Genomic DNA, 25,688 nt, shown 5'->3' with positions numbered 1-25,688 from the left:
CCCGTCGCCACCCATGATTTCCTGCCGTGCAAATTGGTCAATATACGCTGCGCAATAATGTCTTCGTCGCCCCGATGGCGGGGGTGACCGACCGTCCGTTCCGCCAGTTGTGCAAGCAGCTCGGCGCCGGCTACGCGGTGTCCGAGATGGCGGCGTCGAACCCGCGCCTGTGGGCCAGCGAAAAGAGCGCGCGCCGCACCGACCACGAAGGCGAGATGGAGCCGAAGGCGGTGCAGATCGCCGGCGCCGACCCGCAGGACCTGGCCGATTGCGCCCGCTTCAACGTCGAGCGCGGCGCCCAGATCATCGACATCAACATGGGCTGCCCGGTCAAGAAGGTGTGCAACAACTGGTGCGGCTCGGCCCTGCTGCAGCACGAAGACCTGGTGCAGCGCATCCTGGAGGCCGTGGTGAACGCGGTCGACGTGCCGGTCACGCTGAAGTTCCGCACCGGCTGGGACCGCCAGAACAAGAATGCCCTCGTCATCGCGCGCATGGCCGAGCAGGCCGGCATCGCCATGCTGACCCTGCACGGCCGCACCCGCGCCGACGGCTACAAGGGCGAGGCCGAGTACGACACCATCAAGGCGGTCAAGGCGGCGGTGGCGATTCCGGTGGTGGCCAACGGCGACATCACGACCCCCGAAAAGGCGAAATTCGTGCTCGACCACACCGGTGCCGACGCCGTCATGGTCGGCCGCGCCGCCCAGGGCCGTCCCTGGATCTGCCGCGAGATCGACCATTACCTGCGCACCGGTGAACACTTGCCGGCGCCGCTGGTCGAGGAAGTGCGCGCATTGATGAACGAACACCTGCCGGCCCACTACGCCTTCTATGGCGAATACCTGGGCGTGCGCACGGCGCGCAAGCACATCGGCTGGTACGTGCAGGATCTGCCCGGCGGCGAGGCATTCCGCCAGCGCATGAACCTGCTCGAATCCACCGCCGATCAACTGGCGTCGGTCGATGAATTCTTTAAATCGCAACACTGCCATGGCGAACGGTTACAATACCGGCCCGCGCCCGAAGCCGAGACCGCCATCGCCGCATAGCAGCACCAGAAAACAAGAAAAACAAGCAAGTCCCGGCAGGGCCAAAGCACCGCGAAGCCAGCGCAAGCGCAGCTATGGTAGTTGGAGACGCAACCATTCAAGCAGCGCGCGATTGAGGATGTTAACAAGCAGCGTAACAGTGGGTTTGTGGGCCGTAGCGAGCGGAAGAAGTTTTGTCCGAGAAGCGCAGCCGTACTCATGTACGGCGAGCATCGCAGGACAAAAATTCGACGCGCAGTAGGCCCACAAACCCACCACCACAAGAAGTAGGGGATATGAGTAAAGAGAGTATTCAGGAAGTCGTCCAAAAAAGCCTCGAAGACTATTTCAACGACCTGGGCGAGCAAAAACCGTCGAACATCTACGACATGATGCTCTTGACCGTCGAGAAACCGATCCTGCAAGTGGTGATGACACGTGCGGAAGGCAACCAGTCGCACGCGGCCCAGATGCTGGGCATCAACCGCAACACCTTGCGCAAGAAACTCCAGGAGCACGGGCTGCTCTAAGCCGCCGGCAGGAGGGGCCGCGGCGTGCTGCAGGCGTGCGCCGGACCGGTCCCGGCCGCGCACGTACTGCTCACCCATTTTCATCAACAGGCCACTCCCATGATCAAACAAGCTCTCATCTCCGTTTCCGACAAGACCGGCGTGCTCGATTTCGCGCGTGCACTGGCTGCGTTCGGCGTGAACATCCTGTCCACCGGCGGCACCGCCAAGATGCTGCAGGACAATGGCGTCGCCGTGACCGAAGTCGCCGACTACACCGGCTTCCCGGAAATGCTCGACGGCCGCGTGAAGACCCTGCACCCGAAGGTCCACGGCGGCATCCTGGCGCGCCGCGACCTGCCGGAGCACGTGGCCAAGCTGGAAGAACACGGCATTCCGCAGATCGACATGGTGGTGGTCAATTTGTATCCGTTCCAGCAGACCGTGGCCAAGGAACAGTGCTCGCTGGACGAAGCGATCGAGAATATCGACATCGGCGGCCCCACCATGCTGCGTTCGGCGGCCAAGAACCACCGCGACGTGGTCGTCATCGTCGATCCGGCCGACTACGGTCCGGTGCTGGCCGAGATGAAGGGCGCCGGTACCAGCCCGGACGCCGTGGACGGCACGGTCGGCTACGACACCAGGTTCCGCCTGGCCAAGAAGGTATTCGCCCACACCGCCCAGTACGACAGCGCGATCACCAACTATCTTACCAGCCTGGGCGAAGACAAGCAGCACGCCACCCGCGCCGCCTACCCGCAAACGCTGAACCTGCACTTCGAAAAAGTGCAGGACATGCGCTACGGCGAGAACCCGCACCAGAGCGCCGCCTTCTACCGCGACCTGGCCCCGGCCGCCGGCAGCCTGGCGAATTACCGCCAACTGCAGGGCAAGGAACTGTCGTACAACAACATCGCCGATGCCGACGCCGCCTGGGAATGCGTCAAGTCGCTCGGCGGCTTCGAGCAGCCGGCCGGCTGCGTGATCATCAAGCACGCCAATCCGTGCGGCGTGGCGATCGGCGCCGATGCGCTGGACGCCTACGGACGCGCCCTGAAGACCGATCCGACCTCGGCCTTCGGCGGCATCATCGCCTTCAACGTGCCGGTCGACGGCCGCGCCGCGGAAGCGATCGCCAAGCTGTTCGTGGAAGTCGTGATCGCCCCGGCCTTCACGCCGGAAGCATTGCAGACCATGGCGGCCAAGCAGAACGTGCGCCTGCTGGAAATTGCTCTGGGTGATGGCCAGAACCCGTTCGACGTCAAGCGCGTCGGCGGCGGCCTGCTGGTGCAATCGCCGGATGCGAAAAACATCGGCTTGGGCGACCTGCGCGTGGTCACCAAACAGCAGCCGACCCAGCAGCAATTGCAGGATTTGATGTTCGCCTGGCGCGTGGCCAAGTTCGTGAAATCGAACGCGATCGTGTTCTGCGCCGGCGGCATGACGCTGGGCGTGGGCGCCGGCCAGATGAGCCGCATCGATTCCGCGCGCATCGCCTCGATCAAGGCGCAGAATGCCGGCCTGTCGCTGGTCGGCTCGGCGGTGGCGTCGGATGCCTTCTTCCCGTTCCGCGACGGCCTCGATGTGGTGGTCGACGCCGGCGCCACCTGCGTCATTCATCCGGGCGGCTCGATGCGCGACCAGGAAGTGATCGACGCTGCCGACGAACGCGGTGTGGTGATGCTGTACACTGGTACGCGCCACTTCCGCCACTGATCGCGCCAATGGGGGAAAGGACAGGCAGCGTGGCGCTCGCGCCATCCTGCCTGTGTTTTTGCACAGTATTTTCCCCACGAAACACCCGCGCCGGTATACCATTCGACAATGATTATCCTCGGCATCGACCCGGGCCTGCGTACGACGGGTTTCGGCGTCATCGAAAAACAGGGCAACCGGCTGCGCTACATCGCTTCCGGCACCATCAAGACCGGCACCGCGGGCGCCTTGCCGCCGCGCCTGAAAGTCATCCTGTCCGGCGTCGGCGAGATCGTCTCGTCCTACCAGCCGACCTGCGCGGCCATCGAAAAAGTCTTTGTCAACGTCAATCCGCAATCGACGCTGCTGCTGGGGCAGGCGCGCGGCGCCGCCATCACGGCGCTGGTCGGCGCCGACCTGGACGTGGCGGAATACACGCCGGCCCAGGTCAAGCAGGCGGTGGTCGGCACCGGCAAGGCGGTCAAGGCGCAGGTGCAGGACATGGTGGCGCGCCTGTTGAAGCTGCCCGGCCTGCCGGGCACCGACGCCGCCGACGCGCTCGGCATCGCCATCTGCCACGCCAACAGCCACGACGCGCTGGCGCTGATCGGCGCGCTGTCGCCGGCGCTGCCGGCGCTGCACATGAAGAACGGCCGCCTGGTCTGAACCGGTGCATCCGGCACGGTGCGGCCGCTTGCAATCCGCCCCCGGCGGGCGCATCTGATGCTGTGACCAGTCTGCTTATCCATCCCACTTGTTTGTTCTCGATATTGAAAGGTCAACGATGATCGGTCGTCTCTCCGGCGTGCTGCTGGAAAAAAACCCGCCGCAAGTCCTGGTCGATTGCCAGGGCGTCGGCTATGAAGTCGACGTGCCGATGAGCACCTTCTACAACCTGCCACATACCGGAGAAAAGGTGACCCTGTTCACCCACTACGTGGTGCGCGAGGATGCCCACCTGCTGTTCGGCTTCGGCTCGAGCAACGAGCGTGTCGTGTTCCGCCAATTGATCAAGATCACCGGCGTGGGCGCACGCACCGCGCTGTCGATCCTGTCAGGCATGACGGTGGCCGATTTGTCGCAGGCGGTCACGCTGCAGGAAGCCGGACGCCTGGTCAAGGTGCCGGGCATCGGCAAGAAGACCGCGGAGCGCCTGCTGCTGGAACTGAAGGGCAAGCTGGGTGCCGACATCGGCGCCACCGGCGGCGCCGCGCGCGACGATGTCCAGGCAGACGTGCTGAATGCGCTGCTGGCTTTGGGGTATTCTGACAAGGAGGCGCTGGTCGCCATCAAGAACATGCCGCCGGGTACCAGCGTATCCGACGGCATCAAGCTGGCGCTGAAGGCGCTGTCGAAAGCGTAACCTAGAACCAGGCAATGAGTATCCAGACCGACAATTTCACCGAGCAGCGCATCATCGATGCGGCGCCTGCCTCGCCCAACGAAGAGGCGATCGAACGCGCCTTGCGGCCCAAGCACCTGGAAGAATACGTCGGCCAGGCCAAGATCCGCGACCAGCTCGAAATCTTCATCGCCGCCGCGCGCAAGCGGCGCGAGGCGCTCGACCACACGCTGCTGTTCGGTCCGCCGGGCCTCGGTAAAACCACGCTGGCGCACATCATCGCGCGCGAGATGGGCGTCAACCTGCGCCAGACTTCCGGTCCGGTGCTGGAGCGTCCCGGCGATTTGGCCGCGCTCCTGACCAACCTGGAAGCCAACGACGTCCTGTTCATCGACGAGATCCACCGCCTGTCGCCGGTGGTCGAGGAGATCCTGTATCCGGCGCTGGAAGACTACCAGATCGACATCATGATCGGCGAAGGCCCGGCCGCGCGTTCGGTAAAACTCGACCTGCAGCCGTTCACGCTGGTCGGCGCCACCACGCGCGCCGGCATGCTGACCAATCCGCTGCGCGACCGCTTCGGCATCGTGGCGCGCCTGGAGTTCTACAACGTCGACGAGCTGACCAGGATCGTGACCCGCAGCGCGGCCTTGCTGGAAGCGCCGATCGACGAGGAGGGCGCGCGCGAAGTCGCCAAGCGCGCGCGCGGCACGCCGCGGATCGCCAACCGCCTGCTGCGGCGCGTGCGCGACTATGCCGAGGTCAAGGGCAACGGCGAAATCACCAGGGACATGGCCGACCGCGCGCTGCGCATGCTCGACGTCGACACGGTCGGCTTCGACGTCATGGACCGCAAGCTGCTGGAAGCGGTGCTGTTCAAGTTCGCCGGCGGCCCGGTCGGCATCGGCAACCTGGCGGCGGCGATCGGCGAGGCCGCCGACACCATCGAGGACGTGCTGGAACCGTATCTGATCCAGCAGGGCTACCTGCAGCGCACCCCGCGCGGCCGCATCGCCACCCCGCTGGCCTACCAGCACTTCGGCGTGACCGCGCCGCGCATCAGCCCCACCGGCGACCTGTGGGATAGCCTGCCTCCGGCATGACGGACGACGAGGCCGTGACCAGCGGCGGCATGCAGATCTGGGTCGACGCCGACGCCTGCCCGGGCGCGGTCAAGGAAATCCTGTACCGCGTGGCCGAGCGCCGCCGGTTGCCGGTGACGCTGGTGGCCAACCAGCTGATGCGCGTACCCGGCTCGCGCTTCATCCGCGCCCTGCAGGTGCCGAGCGGGCCGGACGTCGCCGACGCCGAGATCGTGGCGCGCCTGGCGCCGGGCGACCTGGTCGTCACCGGCGACATTCCGCTGGCGGCGCAGGTGCTGGAAAAGGGAGGATGCGCGCTCAATCCACGCGGCGAGTTCTATACCAAGGACAATATTGCCCAGCAATTGACGATGCGCGCCTTCATGCAGGAATTGCGCGACAGCGGGGTCGACACCGGCGGCCCGGCGGCCTACGGCCAGTCCGACCGCCAGCAATTCGCCAATGCGCTCGACCGCCACCTGGCGCGCCGGCTGCAGGCGGGCAACCGATAGCGATTCAGCGGCGGCGCAGCTGCAGCACCACGGCGTCGTGGGCGTGGTGCGTCTCGCGCAGCGGATCGCGCTCGCGCATCGGACGGCGGCGGCGGTTCATCGTTGCCGGGAACACGAAGCTGGCGAACAGCAGGACGGTGATGCCCAGCAGCGCGCCGCTGGCGAACAGCATGGATTCATCGGTGCGGGTGGCCAGCGTCACCAGCGCCGCCACCATCGGCACCGTCAGCAGTACGCCGGCCAGCGTGCGTTCCGGGCCGGGCTGGCGCATGCGCCGGCCGACCACGCCCACGTACAGGAAACTGGCCGAGATCACGATCATGCCGAGGATGCCGCCGGCCACGAGCCAGGGCGGCATGCCGCCGGCGCCGGTATCGAACAGCATCATCGGCGGTACGAACAGTACCAATGCACCCGCAAGCAGGGACAATACCCGCAGCCCCATCATGGCTGCACCCGCGGGGCTGGCTGGAACAGGGAGGAAAGAAGAGGCATGACGGTCGCAAGTAAGGATGAGTTGCGACCGATATTAGCATAACGCAAAGAAAACTGAAAAATATTGATATTAATAATGCAACATCATATATTGCTCAGTTTCACCGATTCATTCCTGGCGTAACCAGGTCTGCGACCGGCCGAACACCGGCATGCCGATATAGCCGCGCACTTCCAGCTTCTTGCCGCCGTCCTGCACCGTCAGTTTGCTTTTATAGACCTTGCCATTCTTGGGGTCGAGGATTTCGCCGCCGCTGTAGTCGCTGCCGCTTTTCCTGAGGCCGGACACGATGGTCATGCCGACGATCGGCTGGTCCTTGCGTTCGCCCTGGCACTGAACGCACTTCGGATTCTGGTCTTCGGTGGGCGCGCGGAACAGCTTTTCGATCTTGCCCTGCAGTTCACCCTGCTGTTCGGTAATGCGGATCAATGCCGATGGCTTGCCCGAGGCATCGTCGATGGATTTCCACAGGCCGACCGGAGAAGTATCCTGCGCCCAGGCGAGCGGGGCGGCAAACACGGCGGCAATCAGGGAAGCGCGGATGAGGGTTTGCATGGTGTCTCCAGTCGTGGTTTGTGGTCGATCCAGTATAGCAAACTCGTTCGGTGTGCTGCCTCACGGAAATCCTGGCAGGGCAGCGCAGGCCGCCCTTCAGGGGCTTTTCCACTCCGGGCGTATCGGCAAGCGCCAATCCGCCGACGGCGGCAGCGTCAGCATCCAGCCGCTTCCCTGCGTGGACCGGGCCAGGCCGGCGGGCCGCCATACCGCCGCGTGAAAATTCGCGAGGCTGTTCACCAGCACCAGCGCGAGCATGCCGCCGGCCAGCGTCCTGGCGCCCGTACGCGGCGCAGTGTCGCGCAGGATCAGCAGCGACCACGCCATCGCCACGAAGGGGACGTAGAAGTAGCGCCCGCCCAGGTTCCAGCGCAGCTCCAGGTCCGGCATGCCGACCCGCACCACGCCGACGGCCCACAGCGCCGCCGCCAGTGCGAACAGGCCGGCCGTGACGAAGCGTTGGGAGCGCGCGCCCAGCAGCAGGCAAGCGGCCAACAGCAGGGCGGCGGCGACGGCGGCGATGCGCCAGCCGTCGCCCAACCGGTCGGTGAGGGAATACGGCAGCACGAAGTCGAGCGTCAGGTAATGCAGGAACTGGCCCTTCCACGGATAGTGCAGGTAGGCGCTCAGGGCCGGACGCGCCGCCGCGCCGGCGGGCACGGCAGGCGGCGGGTTGGCCAGGATGGTGGCGAGCTGGACTCCGACCGCCATGAAATAGGCGCCGATGGCGATCCAGGCGCGGCGCGTACGCGTCATGCCGCGCAGCAGTACCAGGCGCGCGGCGACCAGCGGCGAGAACATCAGTCCGAACGGCCCGGTCAGGGTCAGCAAGACGATCGCCGCGCCGCGCCGCAGTTCGCCGTGCGCCGGTTGCGCTGCGGACGGCGCGACGCAGAATGCGCTCCACAGCAGCACCAGCAAGGCGGGCGCGATCACCCATTGCAGGTTGGTGACCGTCAGCCAGACCTCGCCGGTATGCGGCACCAGCAGCGGCGCCAGCGCGAAGGCCCAGGCCGTGGGCGGGGAAAAGCGCCGGCGCGCGAAGGTGAACAGGTAGGCGCACACCGCGCTCAGCGCCAGCGCGCAGATCCACGCCAGCGGACGCGCCACCCGGTCGATGTAGCAGACCCTGGACACGGCATAGGCGATCAGGCGCGGCAGCAGGTGCAGGTATTGTGCATATGGCTTGAACAGCGATGCCGCGCCCAGCGCATAGGCGTCGCCCAGGAAGATCTTGCCGTCCTCGGCCCACAGGAAGCCGCCGGCGAGGCGCTCCGGCATGCGCGCCGCGATCAGCAGCATGGCGAGCGCGGCCACCATCAGGGCCTGGTAGCGCCCGGTCCTACCGGCGTGCGATGTCATTGGCGGCCGTCCCCGATTATCGATTGTTATTTACTAATTGTAATTTATGTACGGTTACATGATATGGTTAAATGAGCCGCATTTCATCGACAGCGCGGAACAAAAAAAAGCCGCACCGGCATGACCCGGTGCGGCTCCTGGACGGGTGTGCAGGACGGTCAGGCGTGGGCCAGCTTGGCCAGCTGCTCCTGCATCTTGGCCAGCGTCGCGCCGAAGTTTTCCACGCGCTCGCGTTCCTGCGCCACCACGGCGGCCGGCGCGCGCGCCACGAAACTCTCGCTCGACAGCTTGCCGTTGGCCTTGGCGATCTCGCCCGACACGCGCGCGATTTCCTTGGACAGCCGCTCGCGCTCGGCGGCGACGTCGATCTCGACCTTCAGCATCAGCTTGGTGGTGCCGACGATCGACACCGCGGCCGGCGATTCCGGCAGCGCGTCGACGATCTGCACCTCGGACAGCTTGCCCAGCAGCTGCACGTAGGGCGCGAAGCCTTGGGCCGCCTCGCGGTCGGCTTCGGAACCCGGCTCGACGATCAGCGGCACGCGCAGCGACGGCGACAGCTTCATTTCGCCGCGCAGGTTGCGGGTGGCGTCGGTCAGCTTCTTGAACTGGTCCATCCAGGCTTCGGCCGCTTCGTCGATCAGCGACTCGTCGGCGACCGGGTAGGGTTGCAGCATGATGGTGTCGCGGTTTTCTCCCGCTCCCTTGCCGGCCAGCGGCGCCACCGCCTGCCACAAGGCTTCGGTGACGAACGGGATGACCGGGTGCGCCAGGCGCAGGATCACTTCCAGCACGCGCACCAGCGTGTGGCGGGTGGCGCGCTGCTGCGCTTCGGTGCCCTGCTGGACCTGCACCTTGGCCAGTTCCAGGTACCAGTCGCAGTACTCGTCCCAGACGAACTTGTAGATGGCGCTGGCGATGTTGTCGAAGCGGTAGTCGGCGAAGCCCTTGGCCACTTCCAGCTCGACGCGGTTCATCAGCGAGATGATCCAGCGGTCGGCCTGCGAATAATCGGCGGCGTCCGGCTGTCCGCAATCCTTGCCCTCGGTGTTCATCAGCACGAAGCGGGTCGCGTTCCACATCTTGTTGCAGAAGTTGCGATAACCCTCGCAGCGGCCCAGGTCGAAGTTGATGTTGCGGCCGAGCGAAGCGTAGCTGGCCATGGTGAAGCGCACGGCGTCGGTGCCGAAGGCCGGGATGCCGTCCGGGAATTCCTTGCGCGTCGCCTTGGCGATCTTCTCGGCGGCGCGCGGGTCCATCAGGCCGGTGGTGCGCTTGGCCACCAGCGATTCGACGTCGATGCCGTCGATCAGGTCGATCGGGTCGAGCGTGTTGCCCTTCGATTTCGACATCTTCTGGCCGGAGGAATCGCGCACCAGGCCGTGCACGTACACCGTCTCGAACGGCACCTTGTTCGTGAAGTGCGCGGTCATCATGACCATGCGCGCCACCCAGAAGAAGATGATGTCGAAGCCGGTCACCAGCACGGAAGAGGGCAGGAACAGGTCCATCTCCTTTGTCTGCGCGGGCCAGCCCATGGTCGAGAACGGCACCAGCGCGGACGAAAACCAGGTGTCGAGCACGTCGTCGTCGCGCCGCAGTTCGCCGGCGATGCCGGCGGCAAGCGCCTGTGCCCTGGCGTCTTCCTCGCTGCGCGCGACGATGACTTGCCCTTCCGGGCCGTACCAGGCCGGGATGCGGTGGCCCCACCACAGCTGGCGCGAGATGCACCAGTCCTGGATGTTGCCCAGCCACTGGTTGTAGGTGGTGCTCCAGTTCTCCGGCACGAACTTGATTTCGCCGTTCGCCACTTTTTCCAGCGCGACTTCGGTGATCGACTTGCCCGGATTGAAGGTGCCTTCCGGTGCCGGCTTGCTCATGGCGACGAACCACTGGTCGGTCAGCATCGGCTCGATGATGACGCCGGTGCGGTCGCCGCGCGGCACCATCAGCTTGTGCGGTTTCACCTGTTCCAGCAGGCCCTGGGCGTCGAGGTCGGCGACGATTTTCTTGCGCGCCTCGAAGCGGTCCAGGCCGCGGTAGGATTCCGGCGCGTCGTCGACGATCTTGGCCTGCAGGGTCATGATGCTCGGCATGCCCAGGTTGTGGCGCTGGCCGACCGCATAGTCGTTGAAGTCGTGCGCCGGCGTGATCTTCACGCAGCCGGTGCCGAAGGCTTTATCGACGTATTCGTCGGCGATGACCGGGATTTCGCGGCCGGTCAGCGGCAATGTCAGCATCTTGCCGTGCAGGTGCGTGTAGCGCTCGTCGGTCGGGTCGACCGCCACGGCGACGTCGCCCAGCATGGTTTCCGGGCGGGTGGTGGCGACGGTCAGGTGGCCGCTGCCGTCCGCCAGCGGGTACCGGATGTACCACATCGAGCCGTCTTCTTCCTGCGAATCGACTTCCAGGTCGGACACCGCGGTGCCCAGCACCGGGTCCCAGTTGACCAGGCGCTTGCCGCGGTAGATCAGGCCCTGCTCGTACAGGCGCACGAAGACTTCGGCCACGATCTGCGTGCGCGGCTCGTCCATCGTGAAGTATTCGCGCTGCCAGTCGGCCGAGGCGCCCAGGCGGCGCATCTGGCCGGTGATGGTGCTGCCCGACTTTTCCTTCCACTCCCAGACCTTGTCGACGAAGGCTTCGCGGCCGAGGTCGTGGCGCGAGATCTTCTGGGCGTCCAGCTGGCGCTCCACCACGATCTGGGTGGCGATGCCGGCGTGGTCGGTGCCCGGCACCCAGGCGGTGTTGAAGCCACGCATGCGGTAGTAGCGGGTCAAGCCATCCATGATGGTCTGGTTGAACGCGTGGCCCATGTGCAGGGTACCGGTCACGTTCGGCGGCGGCAGCTGGATGCTGAACGACGGCTTGCCGTCATCCATGGAGGCGGCAAAATAGCCGCGCTGTTCCCATTCGCTGCGCCAGAATTGTTCGATGTCGGCTGGCTCGAAAGACTTTGCTAATTCCATGGCGTGTATTCGGATGTCTGTTTGGCGAAAACGGCCATTATAGTTGACGGCGTAAAGCCTGCGCCGGCGCCGGGACGCGATTTTTGGGCCGTCGTCACCGACCGGCATGCTATATTTTTGCCCTTTCAAAGCTCCTTTCCCAAATCACACGATCCCCATGAGCGCGCCCGCCACTTCCCGTCGCCCCGTCCTGCTGGTCGACGACGATGCCGTCCTGTTGGAATACCTGTCTACCGTCCTGCACCACGCCGGCTACGACACCGTGGAAACCCGTTCCGCCGCCGAGGCCCTGCAGCGCATCGGCGAGCGCGAAGCCGCGCACGAGCCGGATTTCGCGCTGGCGCTCCTGGACATCAACATGCCCGGCATGTCCGGCCTCGACCTGGCGCGCCGCCTGCGCGAGCACACGCAGGTGGCGTTCATGTTCCTGTCCTCGGTCGACGATGCCGAGACCGCGCGCCAGGCCGCCAGCCACGGCGCGGTCGGCTTCGTGGTCAAGCCGGTCGACGCCGCGCGCCTGCTGCCGGCCTTCGAGTCGGCCCTGGCGCGCGCCGACGAGATCCGCCAACTGCGGCGCACCGAAGCCAACCTGAACGCGGCGCTGGCCGCGGGCCGCGAGACCAGCCTGGCCGTGGGCCTCTTGATGGCGCGCTACCAGACCGACCGCAACGTCGCCTTCGAGGTGCTGCGCGACCATGCGCGCTCCAGCCGGCGCAAGATCAACGAGGTGGCCGAGCAGCTGGTGGCGGCGGAAGAATTGCTCAACGGCCTGCATGGGGCGTTTGCGGGACGGCTGCGCGGCAAGTGAATCAGTGTTGAAATTGTTCTAGGCCACAGCGTCGTCCCCGCGCAGGCGGGGACCCAAGCTGACTTCACGGAAGTCGAAATGCTGACATGCCGGTTCTCTTCATGCAGTATGGGTCCCCGCCTGCGCGCACTGCTGTCCAAGATAAGCGTTATCTCTGCTTTAACCCATAGCTCGTCGTCCCCGCGCAGGCGGGGACCCATACTAAGCAACAGAATTTATTACCATTGAAGCAACTGGAACATTTCAGAAATAACAACTGTGGATGCTCAGCATGGGTCCCCGCCTTCGCGGGGAGTCGTTTCAGGCAGTGCCTGAAACGACGGTATTTATTTTCACGCCAATAAAAACGCCTGCACGTCACCGGGTTTCCGCACAAATCAAACGCCTTCCGACGCCCTCCCGGCCGGCTTGGTATCATCCCGGATCGTCCGGCGCGCCATCGTCGCCGCGCGCAGTATTTGTCCATTCATCGAGCAAGGAACAACCAACATGAAAACCAAGGCAGCCATCGCATGGCAGGCGGGCAAACCGCTGACGATCGAGGAAGTCGAACTGGAAGGCCCGAAGGCCGGCGAGGTGCTGGTCGAGGTCAAGGCCACCGGCATCTGCCATACCGACTACTACACGCTGTCCGGCGCCGATCCGGAAGGCATCTTCCCGGCCATCCTCGGCCATGAAGGCGCGGGCGTGGTGGTCGACGTCGGCCCCGGCGTGACCAGTTTGCGCAAGGACGACCACGTCATTCCGCTGTACACCCCGGAATGCCGCCAGTGCAAGTTCTGCCTGTCGCAAAAGACCAACCTGTGCCAGGCGATCCGTTCCACCCAGGGCCGCGGCCTGATGCCGGACGCGACCTCGCGCTTCTCGCTGGACGGCAAGCCGATCTACCACTACATGGGCACGTCGACCTTCTCGAACTACATCGTGGTGCCGGAGATCGCACTGGCCAAGGTGCGTTCGGACGCGCCGTTCGACAAGATCTGCTACATCGGTTGCGGCGTCACCACGGGCATCGGCGCCGTCATCTTCACGGCCAAGGTGGAAGCGGGCGCCAACGTCGTCGTGTTCGGCCTGGGCGGCATCGGCCTGAACGTGATCCAGGCGGCGAAAATGGTCGGTGCAGATAAGATCATCGGCGTCGATCTCAACCCGGCGCGCGAAGAGATGGCGCGCAAGTTCGGCATGACCCATTTCATCAATCCGACCCAGGTCGAGAACGTGGTCGACGCCATCGTGCAGCTGACCGACGGCGGCGCCGACTACAGCTTCGAGTGCATCGGCAACGTCACCACCATGCGCCAGTCGCTGGAGTGCTGCCACAAGGGCTGGGGCCAGTCGATCATCATCGGCGTGGCGGAAGCCGGCAAGGAAATCGCGACCCGTCCGTTCCAGCTGGTGACCGGGCGCGTGTGGAAGGGTTCGGCCTTCGGCGGCGCGCGCGGCCGTACCGACGTGCCGAAGATCGTCGACTGGTACATGGAAAACAAGATCAATATCGACGATCTGATCACCCACCACCTGCCGCTGGAGCGCATCAACGAAGGTTTCGACCTGATGAAATCGGGCGAATCGATCCGCTCGGTCGTGGTGTTCTGACCGTTTCGGTTACTTCGGCAAGCGCCTTTTCCGCGCTTGCCGCAGTGCAGCGCCGGCGCCTGCCGACACCTGCTGCTTTCATGGGCGGGCACCGCACTGGTGCGTTGCAATGCATATGCGCACGATACGCCCCACCTTTGTGCAAAAATAATGTCAAAGCCGTATAATTTCCCGTTCACAAACGGTTGATACCGTTTGTGAAAAATCACACAACAATCATATTAACGGGAAAAACATGTTCAAGAAAATCGTTGCCGCAGCAGCACTGACCCTGGTGGCTTCCTCGTCGTTCGCAGCCGCCCCGATCGCCTTCTACGGCGGCCTGGATGCCGGCTCGACCAAGATCGACGACTTCGGCAGCAGCAAGGGCAGCTTCGGCGGCTTCGTGGGCTACGGCTTCAACCAGTTCTTCGCCGTCGAGGCGGGCTATCGCCACCTGGGTACCTACGACTTCGACGTCGTCGCCAACAATCGCCTGTACAGCGGCGACGTCAAGGCCAAGCAGACCCACCTGTCGCTGATCGGCTCCTACCCGCTGAACGAAGCCCTGGACGTGTACGGCCGCCTGGGCTACAACAAGCTGCGCGCCAAGGCGACCGTGATGGGCGTCAGCGGCGGCGCCGACGACAGCACCGGCCTGTACGGCATCGGCCTGAACTACACCTTCGCACCGAACTTCTCGGGCCGCATCGAGGCGCAAAAGCCGTCGAGCGATTCGCGCAACATCAGCGCCAGCGTCGTCTGGCAGTTCCGTTGATCTGACGGGCTGACGGCCGCCGGCGCTTGGCGCGCGGCGGCATGCATCGAATGCGGCACTGTTCCTTATTGGACAGTGCCGCATTTTGTTTGTGGTTTCGGAAGTCAATATTGCTCAGCCAATATTTGTATGGCAGCATAGCGCGCCTCGATGCACGCCTCGATGTTCACCCTCGATCGAGCCTTTCAGCCAACCGGAATCCTGCCATGCGCCCAGCCCGCCTCGCACTCTGTCTTTCCCTCGCCGGCGCCGCTGCGCTGGCCTGCGCCCAGAACCCCGCCGTCCCCGCCGCAAATGCCGCTATTGCCGCCGGCGAGCGTCCGGCCACCGCCTTCCCGTACACGCCCGGCCTGGACGTGAATTCGATGGACAAGAGCGCCGATCCCTGCGTCGATTTTTATCAGTACGCCTGCGGCGGCTGGATGAAGAACAACCCGGTGCCGGCCGACCAGGCGCGCTGGTCGGTGTACGGCAAGCTGGCCCAGGATAACCGGCGCTACCTGTGGGGCATCCTCGAAGACCTGTCCAAGAAGCAGGACGGGCGTAACGCCAGCCAGCAAAAGATCGGCGACTACTTCGGCGCCTGCATGGACGAGCGCGCCATCGAAGCGCGCGGCGCCGCGCCCTTGCGCCCGTATTTCGACCAGATCGCGGCGCTGACATCCAACCGCGATTTGCCGCGCGTGCTGGCTCGCCTGCATCTGTCGCTGGCCGATCCGGGCCTGTTCTTCGGTTTCGGCTCGAGCCAGGACTTCGGCGATTCGTCGCGCGTGATCGCCTTCGCCACCGCCGGCGGACTGGGCTTGCCGGACCGCGATTCCTACCTGAAGCAGGACGCCAAGTCGAAGGAAGTGCGCGCCAGGTACGTCGCCCACATCGCCAACACCTTCCAATTGCTGGGCGACGATGGCGCCGTGGCGCAGCGCAACGCCGAGCGCGTGATGGCAATGGAAACCGCGCTGGCCAAGGCCTCGCTGTCGCGCGTCGACAAGCGCGATCCGTATAAACTGTTTCATAAAGTCGATGCCAAGGGCCTGCAGGCGCTGACCCCGGGCTTCGACTGGCACGCCTACCTGGACGAGGTCGGGCAGGGCGGTCAAACCACCTTCAATGTCACCGAACCGGCTTTCTTCAAGGCGCTGGCCAAGCTGTGGGCTGGCCATGACGTGGCCGCCACCCGCACCTACCTGCGCTGGCACGTGGCGCGCAACCTGTCGCCGGTGCTGGCGGCGAATTTCGACAACGAGCACTTCGATTTCTTCAGCAAGATCCTGCGCGGCGTGCAGCAGCAGCAACCGCGCTGGAAGCGCTGCGTGGCGCTGGTCGACCACCAGCTGGGCGAGGCGCTGGGCCAGGAATTCGTCGGCCGCGCGTTTTCGCCTGAACTGAAGGCGAAGTCGCTGCACATGACGCGCCAGGTGGAAGAGGCGATGAAGAAGGACATCGATTCGCTCGAATGGATGAGCCCGGAGACCAAGACGCGCGCGCAGGAAAAGCTGGCGGCGATCGTCAACAAGATCGGCTACCCGGACAAGTGGCGCGACTACGGCAGCTACCAGGTCAAGCCGGACGATTTCGCCGGCAACGTCGAGCGCGGCAACCGCTTCGAGATGCGGCGCGACCTGGCCAAGATCGGCAAGCCGCTCGACCGCAGCGAATGGCACATGACGCCGCCGACGGTGAACGCCTATTTCGATCCGCAGATGAACGACATCAACTTCCCGGCCGGCGTGCTGCAACCGCCGCTGTTCGATCCGAAGATGGACGATGCGCCCAACTACGGCAACACCGGCGGCACCATCGGCCACGAACTGACCCACGCCTTCGACGACGAAGGCCGCCAGTTCGACGCCAAGGGCAACCTCAAGGATTGGTGGACGAAGAAAGACGCCAAGGCCTTCGAAGAGCGCGCCCAATGCATCGTCGACCAGTACGCGCAGTACACCGTGGTGGACGACATCAAGATCAACAGCAAGCTGACGCTGGGCGAGGACGTGGCCGACCTGGGCGGGCTGATCCTGGGCTGGATGGCGTGGCAGACCGAGATGGCCAGCATGCCGCAACAGGCACGGCCGTTGCGCGACGGCCTCACGCCGGAGCAGCGCTTCTTCGTCGGCAACGCGCAGTGGGCCTGCGAAAACGACCGTCCGGAAAACCTGCGCGTGACCGCGATGACCGACCCGCACTCGCCGGGCCGCTACCGCGTGAACGGCCTGGTGGTGAACATGCCGCAGTTCCAGGCGGCGTTCCAGTGCAAGCCGGGGCAGCCGATGGTCAAGGAACAGCGTTGCCGGGTGTGGTGACCGGCAAAGCCGGCGCTTGATCGGCCAGCACAACAGCCGTCGTCCCCGCGAAGGCGCACTACTGTCCAAGATAATCGTTATCTCTGCTTAAACCCGTAGCGCGTCGTCCCCGCGCACGCGGGGACCCATACTGAGCAACAGAATTCATTGCCATTGAAGCAACTGGAATATTTCCAGAAATACCAACTGTGGATGCTCAGCATGGGTCCCCGCCTTCGCGGGGAGTCGTTTCAGGCAGTGCCTGGAACGACGGTTTTTAGGCCAGCAATACTATTGCTATCGGTCGCTCAATGTTGTGTAATACTGCCGCGCCATCCGCCGGTTTCCTTGCCACGGCTTTCCAGCATGTCCTTAAACTTCTGCAGGTTGGTGCGGGTTTCCAGGCGCACCGCGCCAAAGGCGTCGCCCAGTTTTTCCAGCGGCCCTTCCGGGTGGTAATCCATCTGCAGCGTCACCCGCGTCAAGTCGCCGGAAATCCTGTGGAAGGTCACCACGCCGCCGTTCGGCACGCCGCTGGTGCTGCGCCAGGCGATGCGCTTGTCCGGGATCTGCTCGGTGATCTCGACGTCCCACTCCTTGTCCTGGCCGGCCACGTTGGCCTTCCAGTGCAGGTGCCTGTCGTCGAGCTGGCGGATTTCGTGGACGCTGGCCATGAATTGCGGGAAATCCTCGAACTGGGTCCACTGGTTATAGGCAGTTTTTACGGGGACATTGACCTCGACGGTCTCGAGGATCGACGCATCCGCGCCGTCGCCACGACCTTTCTTCATCTGCTTCGACAGCATCATGCCGCCCACCGCCAGCGCGGCCACTGTCACGACTCGGTTCAGCATTTGCTACCTCCTTCCGCCGATCGGCGTTTGATTGAGAACAACCGATCCACCACGTATCCCCATGCGGGGCGATGGCGGACCGGGCCATCCGGAGCGTCGCACACAACTGCCGCCAAGCTAAGGCAATTGCGGCGGACATGGCGCTAGCGAGCCTTGCGGAAAGACGGGGATGTTGTGATACTGTATATATAACCAGTATCTTGCTGCCCGAGGCGCCGCCATGCGCTGCCCCGACGTTATAATGCGCAGATGAATCTCCTCGACAACCTGAACCCCGAACAACTTGCGGCCGTCACGCTCCCGAACCAGAGCGCCCTGATCCTGGCGGGCGCCGGCTCGGGCAAGACGCGCGTGCTGACCACCCGCATCGCCTGGCTGCTCCAGACCGGGCAAGTGTCGCCGGCCGGCATCATGGCGGTGACCTTCACCAACAAGGCGGCCAAGGAAATGCTGACGCGCCTGTCGAGCATGCTGCCGGTGAACACGCGCGGGATGTGGATCGGCACCTTCCACGGCCTGTGCAACCGCCTGCTGCGCACGCACCACCGCGATGCCGCGCTGCCGCAGACCTTCCAGATCCTGGATTCGCAGGACCAGTTGTCGATGATCAAGCGCATGTTGAAGGCGCTGAACGTGGACGACGAAAAGTACCCGGCCAAGGACTTGATGTACTTCATCAACAATGCCAAGGACCAGGGCATGCGCGCCAGCTCGGTCGAGGCCTTCGACCAGGTGCAGCGGCGCATGGTCGAGCTGTACGACCTGTACGACCAGCAATGCCAGCGCGAAGGCGTGGTCGACTTCGCCGAGCTGCTGCTGCGCTCGTACGAGCTGCTGCAGCGTAATCACCCGCTGCGCCAGCACTACCAGATGCGCTTCCGCCACATCCTGGTGGACGAGTTCCAGGACACCAACGACCTGCAGTACAACCTGCTGAAATTGCTGGCCGGCCATGGCGAGGGGCGCGGCGGCGCCATGTTCGCGGTGGGCGACGACGACCAGAGCATCTATGCCTTCCGCGGCGCCAACGTCGGCAACATGCAGGCCTTCGAGCGCGACTTCGAAGTCAAGAACCTGATCAAGCTGGAGCAGAACTACCGCTCGCACGGTCACATCCTCGACAGCGCCAACTTCCTGATCGCGAACAACGCCAAGCGTTTGGGGAAGAACCTGCGCACCGACGCCGGCCAGGGCGAGCCGGTGCGCATCTACGAAGCCTCGTCCGACCTGGAAGAGGCGCAGTGGATCATCGACGAATCGAAGAGCCTGATGGGCGAGGGCATGCGCCGCAGCGAGATCGCGATCCTGTACCGCTCGAACGCCCAGAGCCGGGTGATCGAGCACGCGCTGTTCGCGGCCGGCCTGCCGTACACCGTGTATGGCGGCCTGCGCTACTTCCAGCGCGCCGAGGTCAAGCACGCGATCGCCTACCTGCAGCTGATGGACAACCCGCACAACGATTCGGCTTTCCTGCGCGTGGTGAATTTTCCGACGCGCGGCATCGGCGCCCGTTCGATCGAGCAGCTGCAGATGGCGGCCGAGAGCCATGGCGTGTCCCTGTACGCGGCGGTGCCGCACATCGGCGGCAAGGCCGGCGGCTCGCTCGCCAACTTCGTCAAGCTGATCGAGGGCGCGCGTTTCGAGACCCAGCAGTTGCCGCTGCCGGAAATGGTGCGCGTGGTGCTCGAACGCAGCACGCTGCTGGCGCACTACGAAAAGGAAAAAGAGGGCCAGGAGCGCATCGAGAACCTGCAGCAGATGGTCGGCGCGGCCACCCAGTTCGTACAGGAAGAGGGCTTCGGGGCGCACTCGCCGGCGCACCTGGGGCCGCCTTCGCAGGCCGCGGCCGGCGAAGGCGTGGTGTACGTGGACGGCATCGAACTCATCGAGGCCGATGCGCCGTTGGCCACGGTGATGTCGCCGCTGTCCGCCTTCCTGGCGCACGCGTCGCTGGAGGCGGGCGACGCCCAGGCGCAAGCCGGCCAGGACGCGATGCAGCTGATGACCGTGCACTCGGCCAAGGGCCTGGAATTCGACGCCGTGTTCATTACCGGCCTGGAAGAAGGCCTGTTCCCGCACGAGAGCAGCTCGCGCGAGCTGGATGGCGTGGACGAGGAACGCCGGCTGATGTACGTGGCGATCACGCGCGCGCGCCGGCGCCTGTACATGAGCTTTACCCAGCAACGCATGCTGCACGGCCAGACCCGTTTCAACGTGAAGTCGCGCTTCTTCGAGGAATTGCCGGAGGAGTCGCTGAAGTGGCTGACGCCGCGCGTGCAGACCAAGTGGTTCGGCGGGCGCAAGTCGACCACCGCCTGGGACGACGCCGATTTCCGCGAAGGCGGCAGCGACAACCAGATCGCCAAGCAGATCACGCAAAGGTCGAGCAACGCCAACGGTACCGGCTGGCGCATCGGCGAGTCGGTGAGCCACGCGCGGTTCGGCGAGGGCGTGATCGTCAACATCGAGGGCGGGGCGGGCAGTGCGCGCGCGCAGATCAATTTCGGCGCGGCCGGGATGAAGGTGCTCGATCTGTCGATCGCCAAGTTGGAGCGGGTGGGGACCTGAACGGCGCCGACTATGCCGGCTGCGCTTCCTTGCCTTCCGGCTTGCCGAAAATCGTCCGGTACCCCGCATACATCGAGCACTGCAGCAACAGCACGAACAGGAAGATCAGCCACATCACCACCACGCGCCCCACGCCCGCGTTGCCGAAGATTCCGACCGACACCAGCAGCACCCCGAAGAACAGGCTGAACCACGCCGCCAGCAGCACCACGAAGGCGCGCGCGGTGCGCATCACGGCAAAGAAGCTGTAGAAGGTCGCCTTGCCGGCGCTCATCTGCTTCCAGTAGGTCAGCGGCGCCGTGAAGCACAGCGTCACCAGCGCCGCCACGTCGACCAGGAACACGCCCAGCAGCGCCAGCATGTCGCCCGGCGCCACGTCGGGCGGGTTGTCCGGGTCGACCGGCTGCGCCATCGTCTGCAGGAATTCCGGCGCGATCGCCACCTTCATCAACAGCATCATCCCCAGCGACACGGCCAGGTAGATCAGACCCACCTTGCACAGCGCCACCAGCGCCGGCCGGCGAAAGCCGGTCAGCAGCACCGCCGGCGTGACCCGGTCGCCATTTTCGATCATCAGGCATGCCTGCATGAAGGCCATCGAGAACGACGGGATCAGCACCACCGCCAGCACCGGGCCGACGATCGGCAGCGCCGACAGCGCGATGCTGAACAGGATATTGGCGAACAGCAGGGTGGTCAGGGCGGCCGGCTGCTTGCGAAACAGGCCGACGCCTTGTTTGAGCCAGTCCCAGCCGGCGCGTGCGGGCAGCTTGTTCATGCGGTGAGGGCGGGTGCTTGCACCTGGATGCGTTGGCGCAGGACGCGCTCGAAGTGGGTCGGATCGTGCGGCGTCAGCATCTCGGCCGCGCGCGGACGATAGAAATCGTACAGGCGCGACAGCCAGAAACGCAGGGCGGCGGCGCGCAGCAGCGGCTGCCAGGCGGCCTGCTCGGCCTCGGTGAACGGCCGCACGGCATGGTAGGCGCGCGTCAGGGCCAGCACCCGCGCGGCGTCCAGGCGGCCGCTGTCCAGGTCGATGCACCAGTCGTTGACGGTGACCGCCAGGTCGAACAGCCAGGTGTCCCAGCCGGCAAAATAAAAGTCGAAGCAGCCGCTCAAGCGCGCGCCGACGAACATCACGTTGTTGCGGAACAGGTCGGCGTGCACCGGGCCGGTCTGCAGCGCACGGTAGACGACGCCGCCGGCGAAGTCCTGCTGGAACGCCAGCTCCGCACGCAGCAGGTCCGCCGTTTCCGGGGCCAGGTGGGGCAAGACCTTGGGGGCGGTCTCGACCCACCAGTCCAGGCCGCGCAGGTTCGGCTGGCGCATGGCGAAGTCCTGCCCGGCCAGGTGCATACGCGCCAGCATGGCGCCGACCTCGGCGCAGTGCACCGGCTGCGGATCCATCTGCGAGCTGCCGTCGAGCTTGCTGACGATGGCCGCCGGCTTGCCGTGCAGGGCCACCACCAGTTCGCCGGCATCGTTCGGCACCGGCGCCGGCACGGGGATGCCGCGCTCGGCCAGGTGGCGCATCAATTGCACGTAGAACGGCAATTGCGCGAAGCTGAGGTTTTCGAAGAGGGTGAGGACGAATTCGCCGCGCTGCGTCGTCAGGAAAAAGTTGCTGTTTTCGATACCGCTGGAAATACCCTGCAGCGCGAGGGCGTTACCGAGGGGGAACTGCTTGATCCACTGGGACAGGTCGTCCAGCGTGACCGAGGTGAAGACTGCCATCATATGAGAAAGTAAGGTCGCTATGACGGCCGCGCGAGCGGCCGGGCCCGGGACCACCTCGCGCCGGGCGCCGTGCTGCGCTTGTCGATGCCCGGTCGAAGTGGGTTGACGGCTTACTGCTTCCCGGGCGCGGCGGTAGCCGGCATGGGGGGAGGCGGCGGCGCGTCGGCCGTGGTCGGGGTGTTCTGGCCGGACTCGCTCGTGGCGCGTCGTTTGCCCGACAGGTCGAATTCGCCCACTTTCCATTGCGGTGCGCGGATCGAATTGGTCTGCGCATTGCCTGGCTGGGTATTCGGTTTCATGTAGTAATGGCTGCCGCCGGCGGTGACCTCGACTTCGGTAACCTGGCCGCCGTCGCGGGTTTCCTTGATCTCGGTGCCGCGCCGCGACGGGATGTTCGTGGCCGGCACGTCGCTGCCCGGCTCGACGCGCTGGACGGTCGGCGGGGTCCGGTTCGTGGCCGGCTGCGTCGAGGTCTGGGCCAGGGCCAGGCCGGCGTGCGCGGCCAGGCACAGGGTGATGAGTTTCAGGTGGGAAGAAGTACGCGGCATGATGGTCACCTTTGTCGTTTAGTCCATTGTAACAAAGGCCGCCCCTTCACTGTGAAAAGCATCGAGCCGTCCCCATGTAGGACGAACACCCGATTCTGCGATAATGATGACGACAATGCCCGCCGCGGCCTACCCTGATCTTCACTCCATGGACAATACCCTCCTTCTCGTCGACGGTTCCAGCTACCTGTATCGCGCCTTCCACGCCTTGCCCGACCTGCGCAGCCCTGACGGCTACCCGACCGGCGCCATGCACGGCATGGTCAACATGCTGCGCCGCCTGCGCTCGGATTTCCCGGCCGCCTACATCGCCTGCGTGTTCGACGCCAAGGGCAAGACCTTCCGCGACGAGCTGTACCCCGAGTACAAGGCCACGCGCGCATCGATGCCGGAAGACCTGGGCAAGCAGATCGAGCCGATCCACGAAGTGGTGCGCTATCTCGGCTGGCCGATCCTGATGGTGGAAGGCGTCGAGGCCGACGACGTGATCGGCACGCTGGCGGCGCAGGCCACCGCGCGCGGCATGAACACCGTGGTCTCCACCGGAGACAAGGACCTGGCCCAGCTGGTCAACGACAAGGTCATGCTGATCAACACGATGAGCAACGAGAAGCTCGACGAGGCCGGCGTGCTGGCCAAGTTCGGCGTGGCGCCGGACCGCATCGTCGATTACCTGACCCTGATCGGCGACACCGTCGACAACGTGCCCGGCGTGGCCAAGTGCGGTCCCAAGACGGCGGTCAAGTGGCTCGGGCTGCACGGCTCGCTGGACGGCGTGGTCGAGAATGCGCACACCATCGGCGGCGCAGTGGGCGAGAACCTGCGCGCGGCGCTGGACTGGCTGCCGCGCGGGCGCGAACTGATCACCGTGAAAACCGACTGCGATCTGGTCAACCACCTGGTGTCGATCGAGGAAAGCCTGGTCGGCCGTCCCGAGGACAAGGATGCGCTGCGCGCCTTCTTCGAGCGCTACGGCTTCAAGACCATGCTGCGCGAACTCGGTCCGCTCACCGGCAACGGCCGCGCCGACAAGTACGGCCGCCCGGGCGAGCCGGCACCGAATGGCAGCGGCGCGCTGGCGCTGAATTCGCCGGAAGGCGCCGGCCACCAGCCGGACATGCCGATCATCAAGGGCGAATACGAGACCGTCACCACCGATGAGCAGCTGGAGCGCTGGCTGGCGCTGATCGACGGCGCGGCGCTGACCTCGGTCGACACCGAGACCACCTCGCTCGATCCGATGACGGCGCAAATGGTCGGCATCTCGCTGTCGGTGGAGGCGGGCAAGGGCGCCTACATCCCGCTGGCGCACCGCTACGCCGGCGTGCCCGAGCAGTTGAATCGCGAAGAAGTCCTGGCGCGCATGCAGCCCTGGCTGGAAAGCCCGGACAAACCGAAACTCGGCCAGAACCTGAAGTACGACAGCCACATCTTCGCCAACCACGGCATCGCGTTGCGCGGCATCGTGCACGACACGCTGCTGCAATCCTACGTGTTCGAGTCGCACAAGCCGCACGACATGGACACCATGGCGATGCGCCACCTCGGCTACACCACCATCCCGTTCGTGGACGTGTGCGGCAAGGGCGCCAACATGATCTGCTTCGACCAGGTCGAACTGGGCCGCGCCACCGAATACGCGGCCGAGGACTCGGACATCACGCTGCGCCTGCACCAGAACATGATCGGCCACGTGGAAAGCAACAAGGGCCTGGACTACATCTACCGCAAGATCGAGCTGCCGACCTCGATCGTGCTGCAGAAGATCGAGCGCAACGGCGTGCTGATCGACGCCGACAAGCTGGCGGCGCAATCCAGCGAGCTGGCCAAGCGCATCATGGCGCTGGAGCAGCAGGCCTACGACATGGCGGGCGGCCCGTTCAACCTCGGTTCGCCCAAGCAGATCGGCGAGATCTTCTTCGGCAAGCTGCAGCTGCCGGTCATCAAGAAGACCGCCACCGGCGCGCCCTCGACCGACGAGGAAGTGCTGCAGAAGCTGGCCGAGGATTATCCGCTGCCGAAGGTGCTGCTGGAGCACCGCGGGCTGTCGAAGCTGAAGTCGACCTACACCGATAAACTGCCGAAGATGGTGAACCCGCAAACCGGGCGCGTGCACACCCACTACGCGCAGGCAGTGGCGATCACCGGGCGCCTGGCGTCGAGCGATCCGAACCTGCAGAACATCCCGGTGCGTACCGGAGAAGGCCGGCGCATCCGCGAAGCCTTCGTGGCGCCGCCGGGCAGCGTGATCGTGTCGGCCGACTATTCGCAGATCGAGCTGCGCATCATGGCGCACATTTCGGGCGACGAAGCGATGCTGCGCGCGTTCGCCTCGGGCGAGGACATCCACCGCGCCACCGCCGCCGAAGTGTTCGGCGTGGCGCCGCAGGATGTCGACAGCGAGCAGCGCCGTTATGCGAAAGTGATCAACTTCGGCCTGATCTACGGCATGAGCTCGTTCGGCCTGGCGCAGAACCTGGGCATCGAGCGCGGCGCCGCCGCCAACTACATCGAGCGCTATTTCGCCCGCTTCGCCGGCGTCAAGCAGTACATGGACGAGACCAGGTTGCTGGCCAAGCAGCGCGGCTACGTCGAGACCGTGTTCGGCCGGCGCCTGTGGCTGCCCGAGATCAACTCGCCGAACGGCCCGCGCCGCGCCGGCGCCGAACGCGCGGCGATCAACGCGCCGATGCAGGGCACGGCGGCCGACCTGATCAAGCTGGCGATGATCGCGGTGCAGGACTGGATCGAGCGCGAACAGCTGGGCACGCGCATGGTGATGCAGGTGCACGACGAGCTGGTGCTGGAAGTGCCGCAAGCGGAACTGGAACTGGTCAAGCAGAAACTGCCGGAGCTGATGGCCGGCGTGGCCGAGCTGAAGGTGCCGCTGGTGGCCGAGACCGGGGTAGGCAGCAATTGGGAGGAAGCGCACTAGCGCTTCCGCGCACTAGCGCTTCCGCGCACTAGCGCCTGCGCGCATGG

The 25,688-nt window shown here is 65.1% G+C and carries 21 protein-coding genes; 13 read left to right on the top strand and 8 right to left on the bottom strand.

Features of this window, described 5'->3' with window-relative positions; genetic code table 11:
• Positions 1-26 precede the first annotated feature (26 nt).
• The 7 genes from dusB (at position 27) to HH212_RS04150 (ending at position 6,174) form a co-directional block, all read left to right on the top strand.
• Positions 27-1,052: a tRNA dihydrouridine synthase DusB gene (gene dusB, locus HH212_RS04180; protein WP_169434226.1), complete on the top strand. Its 1,026-nt coding sequence runs from the start codon at positions 27-29 to the stop codon at positions 1,050-1,052.
• Positions 1,053-1,327: 275 nt separating this feature from the next.
• The gene (locus HH212_RS04175; RefSeq protein WP_056447956.1) at positions 1,328-1,561 is read left to right on the top strand and encodes a helix-turn-helix domain-containing protein; all 234 of its coding nucleotides are present in this window, start codon (positions 1,328-1,330) and stop codon (positions 1,559-1,561) included.
• Positions 1,562-1,660: 99 nt separating this feature from the next.
• Entirely contained in the window at positions 1,661-3,259 is a 1,599-nt protein-coding gene (gene purH, locus HH212_RS04170) for a bifunctional phosphoribosylaminoimidazolecarboxamide formyltransferase/IMP cyclohydrolase (RefSeq protein ID WP_169434225.1), read from the top strand.
• Positions 3,260-3,367: 108 nt separating this feature from the next.
• Entirely contained in the window at positions 3,368-3,904 is a 537-nt protein-coding gene (gene ruvC, locus HH212_RS04165) for a crossover junction endodeoxyribonuclease RuvC (protein WP_169434224.1), read from the top strand.
• A 118-nt stretch (positions 3,905-4,022) separates the two neighbouring features.
• Entirely contained in the window at positions 4,023-4,601 is a 579-nt protein-coding gene (gene ruvA, locus HH212_RS04160) for a Holliday junction branch migration protein RuvA (protein ID WP_169434223.1), read from the top strand.
• A gap of 14 nt (positions 4,602-4,615) precedes the next feature.
• Positions 4,616-5,683 carry a Holliday junction branch migration DNA helicase RuvB gene (gene ruvB, locus HH212_RS04155; RefSeq protein WP_169434222.1) on the top strand — a complete coding sequence of 356 codons (1,068 nt, stop codon included), beginning with the start codon at positions 4,616-4,618 and terminating at the stop codon, positions 5,681-5,683.
• A gap of 29 nt (positions 5,684-5,712) precedes the next feature.
• Complete coding sequence (locus HH212_RS04150) at positions 5,713-6,174, top strand: YaiI/YqxD family protein (protein ID WP_170205260.1); 462 nt, start codon at positions 5,713-5,715, stop codon at positions 6,172-6,174.
• A 4-nt stretch (positions 6,175-6,178) separates the two neighbouring features.
• Here the strand turns inward: HH212_RS04150 and HH212_RS04145 are convergent, their stop codons facing one another.
• The 4 genes from HH212_RS04145 to HH212_RS04130 all read right to left on the bottom strand — a co-directional run bounded on the left by HH212_RS04145 (position 6,179) and on the right by HH212_RS04130 (position 11,556).
• Positions 6,179-6,583, bottom strand: coding sequence for a hypothetical protein (locus HH212_RS04145; RefSeq protein ID WP_169434221.1), 405 nt, complete (start codon positions 6,581-6,583; stop codon positions 6,179-6,181).
• A gap of 195 nt (positions 6,584-6,778) precedes the next feature.
• A complete protein-coding gene (locus HH212_RS04140) occupies positions 6,779-7,225 on the bottom strand; it encodes a DUF2147 domain-containing protein (RefSeq protein ID WP_169434220.1) in 447 nt (148 codons plus the stop codon).
• Positions 7,226-7,321: 96 nt separating this feature from the next.
• The gene (locus HH212_RS04135) at positions 7,322-8,587 is read right to left on the bottom strand and encodes a hypothetical protein (protein ID WP_169434219.1); all 1,266 of its coding nucleotides are present in this window, start codon (positions 8,585-8,587) and stop codon (positions 7,322-7,324) included.
• A 158-nt stretch (positions 8,588-8,745) separates the two neighbouring features.
• A complete protein-coding gene (locus HH212_RS04130; RefSeq protein ID WP_169434218.1) occupies positions 8,746-11,556 on the bottom strand; it encodes a valine--tRNA ligase in 2,811 nt (936 codons plus the stop codon).
• 157 nt (positions 11,557-11,713) lie between these two features.
• Between HH212_RS04130 and HH212_RS04125 the strand changes: the two genes are divergently transcribed.
• The 4 genes from HH212_RS04125 to HH212_RS04110 all read left to right on the top strand — a co-directional run bounded on the left by HH212_RS04125 (position 11,714) and on the right by HH212_RS04110 (position 17,020).
• A complete protein-coding gene (locus HH212_RS04125; protein WP_169434217.1) occupies positions 11,714-12,364 on the top strand; it encodes an ANTAR domain-containing response regulator in 651 nt (216 codons plus the stop codon).
• A gap of 489 nt (positions 12,365-12,853) precedes the next feature.
• Positions 12,854-13,960 (top strand): S-(hydroxymethyl)glutathione dehydrogenase/class III alcohol dehydrogenase, encoded by a 1,107-nt coding sequence (locus tag HH212_RS04120; protein ID WP_169434216.1) that lies wholly within the window; start codon positions 12,854-12,856, stop codon positions 13,958-13,960.
• A gap of 235 nt (positions 13,961-14,195) precedes the next feature.
• On the top strand, positions 14,196-14,717 hold the full coding sequence (locus tag HH212_RS04115) for an outer membrane beta-barrel protein (protein ID WP_169434215.1): 522 nt from the start codon (positions 14,196-14,198) through the stop codon (positions 14,715-14,717).
• Between the two features lie 206 nt (positions 14,718-14,923).
• The gene (locus HH212_RS04110) at positions 14,924-17,020 is read left to right on the top strand and encodes a M13 family metallopeptidase (protein ID WP_169434214.1); all 2,097 of its coding nucleotides are present in this window, start codon (positions 14,924-14,926) and stop codon (positions 17,018-17,020) included.
• 287 nt (positions 17,021-17,307) lie between these two features.
• Here HH212_RS04110 and HH212_RS04105 read toward each other — a convergent pair whose 3' ends face one another.
• Complete coding sequence (locus HH212_RS04105) at positions 17,308-17,853, bottom strand: SRPBCC family protein (RefSeq protein WP_169434213.1); 546 nt, start codon at positions 17,851-17,853, stop codon at positions 17,308-17,310.
• A 249-nt stretch (positions 17,854-18,102) separates the two neighbouring features.
• Between HH212_RS04105 and HH212_RS04100 the strand changes: the two genes are divergently transcribed.
• Complete coding sequence (locus tag HH212_RS04100; RefSeq protein WP_169434212.1) at positions 18,103-20,421, top strand: UvrD-helicase domain-containing protein; 2,319 nt, start codon at positions 18,103-18,105, stop codon at positions 20,419-20,421.
• 10 nt (positions 20,422-20,431) lie between these two features.
• Here HH212_RS04100 and HH212_RS04095 read toward each other — a convergent pair whose 3' ends face one another.
• From HH212_RS04095 to HH212_RS04085, 3 genes are all read right to left on the bottom strand, one after another.
• Entirely contained in the window at positions 20,432-21,199 is a 768-nt protein-coding gene (locus HH212_RS04095; protein WP_169434211.1) for a BPSS1780 family membrane protein, read from the bottom strand.
• Entirely contained in the window at positions 21,196-22,155 is a 960-nt protein-coding gene (locus tag HH212_RS04090) for a homoserine kinase (RefSeq protein ID WP_170205259.1), read from the bottom strand. The genes HH212_RS04095 and HH212_RS04090 overlap by 4 nt, the downstream gene beginning before the upstream one ends.
• 113 nt (positions 22,156-22,268) lie before the next feature.
• On the bottom strand, positions 22,269-22,706 hold the full coding sequence (locus HH212_RS04085) for a hypothetical protein (protein ID WP_211172453.1): 438 nt from the start codon (positions 22,704-22,706) through the stop codon (positions 22,269-22,271).
• Between the two features lie 148 nt (positions 22,707-22,854).
• On the opposite strand from HH212_RS04085, the gene polA reads away from it, so the two are divergent.
• A complete protein-coding gene (polA, locus tag HH212_RS04080) occupies positions 22,855-25,641 on the top strand; it encodes a DNA polymerase I (protein WP_169434210.1) in 2,787 nt (928 codons plus the stop codon).
• The last annotated feature ends 47 nt before the right edge of the window (positions 25,642-25,688 follow it).

The sequence above is a fragment of the Massilia forsythiae genome (assembly GCF_012849555.1).
In the GTDB taxonomy this organism is placed as follows: domain Bacteria; phylum Pseudomonadota; class Gammaproteobacteria; order Burkholderiales; family Burkholderiaceae_D; genus Telluria; species Telluria forsythiae.
This window is presented reverse-complemented; position numbering and strand designations above follow the sequence as displayed.

What these genes read in the sequence shown, in the direction of transcription:
- HH212_RS04175 (WP_056447956.1), top strand. Translation starts at nt 1,328, where the DNA reads ATGAGTAAAGAGAGTATTCAGGAAGTCGTCCAAAAAAGCCTCGAAGAC.
- purH (WP_169434225.1), top strand. Translation starts at nt 1,661, where the DNA reads ATGATCAAACAAGCTCTCATCTCCGTTTCCGACAAGACCGGCGTGCTC.
- ruvC (WP_169434224.1), top strand. Translation starts at nt 3,368, where the DNA reads ATGATTATCCTCGGCATCGACCCGGGCCTGCGTACGACGGGTTTCGGC.
- ruvA (WP_169434223.1), top strand. Translation starts at nt 4,023, where the DNA reads ATGATCGGTCGTCTCTCCGGCGTGCTGCTGGAAAAAAACCCGCCGCAA.
- ruvB (WP_169434222.1), top strand. Translation starts at nt 4,616, where the DNA reads ATGAGTATCCAGACCGACAATTTCACCGAGCAGCGCATCATCGATGCG.
- HH212_RS04150 (WP_170205260.1), top strand. Translation starts at nt 5,713, where the DNA reads ATGCAGATCTGGGTCGACGCCGACGCCTGCCCGGGCGCGGTCAAGGAA.
- HH212_RS04140 (WP_169434220.1), bottom strand. Translation starts at nt 7,225, where the DNA reads ATGCAAACCCTCATCCGCGCTTCCCTGATTGCCGCCGTGTTTGCCGCC.
- HH212_RS04135 (WP_169434219.1), bottom strand. Translation starts at nt 8,587, where the DNA reads ATGACATCGCACGCCGGTAGGACCGGGCGCTACCAGGCCCTGATGGTG.
- HH212_RS04130 (WP_169434218.1), bottom strand. Translation starts at nt 11,556, where the DNA reads ATGGAATTAGCAAAGTCTTTCGAGCCAGCCGACATCGAACAATTCTGG.
- HH212_RS04125 (WP_169434217.1), top strand. Translation starts at nt 11,714, where the DNA reads ATGAGCGCGCCCGCCACTTCCCGTCGCCCCGTCCTGCTGGTCGACGAC.
- HH212_RS04120 (WP_169434216.1), top strand. Translation starts at nt 12,854, where the DNA reads ATGAAAACCAAGGCAGCCATCGCATGGCAGGCGGGCAAACCGCTGACG.
- HH212_RS04115 (WP_169434215.1), top strand. Translation starts at nt 14,196, where the DNA reads ATGTTCAAGAAAATCGTTGCCGCAGCAGCACTGACCCTGGTGGCTTCC.
- HH212_RS04110 (WP_169434214.1), top strand. Translation starts at nt 14,924, where the DNA reads ATGCGCCCAGCCCGCCTCGCACTCTGTCTTTCCCTCGCCGGCGCCGCT.
- HH212_RS04105 (WP_169434213.1), bottom strand. Translation starts at nt 17,853, where the DNA reads ATGCTGAACCGAGTCGTGACAGTGGCCGCGCTGGCGGTGGGCGGCATG.
- HH212_RS04100 (WP_169434212.1), top strand. Translation starts at nt 18,103, where the DNA reads ATGAATCTCCTCGACAACCTGAACCCCGAACAACTTGCGGCCGTCACG.
- HH212_RS04095 (WP_169434211.1), bottom strand. Translation starts at nt 21,199, where the DNA reads ATGAACAAGCTGCCCGCACGCGCCGGCTGGGACTGGCTCAAACAAGGC.
- HH212_RS04090 (WP_170205259.1), bottom strand. Translation starts at nt 22,155, where the DNA reads ATGGCAGTCTTCACCTCGGTCACGCTGGACGACCTGTCCCAGTGGATC.
- HH212_RS04085 (WP_211172453.1), bottom strand. Translation starts at nt 22,706, where the DNA reads ATGCCGCGTACTTCTTCCCACCTGAAACTCATCACCCTGTGCCTGGCC.
- polA (WP_169434210.1), top strand. Translation starts at nt 22,855, where the DNA reads ATGGACAATACCCTCCTTCTCGTCGACGGTTCCAGCTACCTGTATCGC.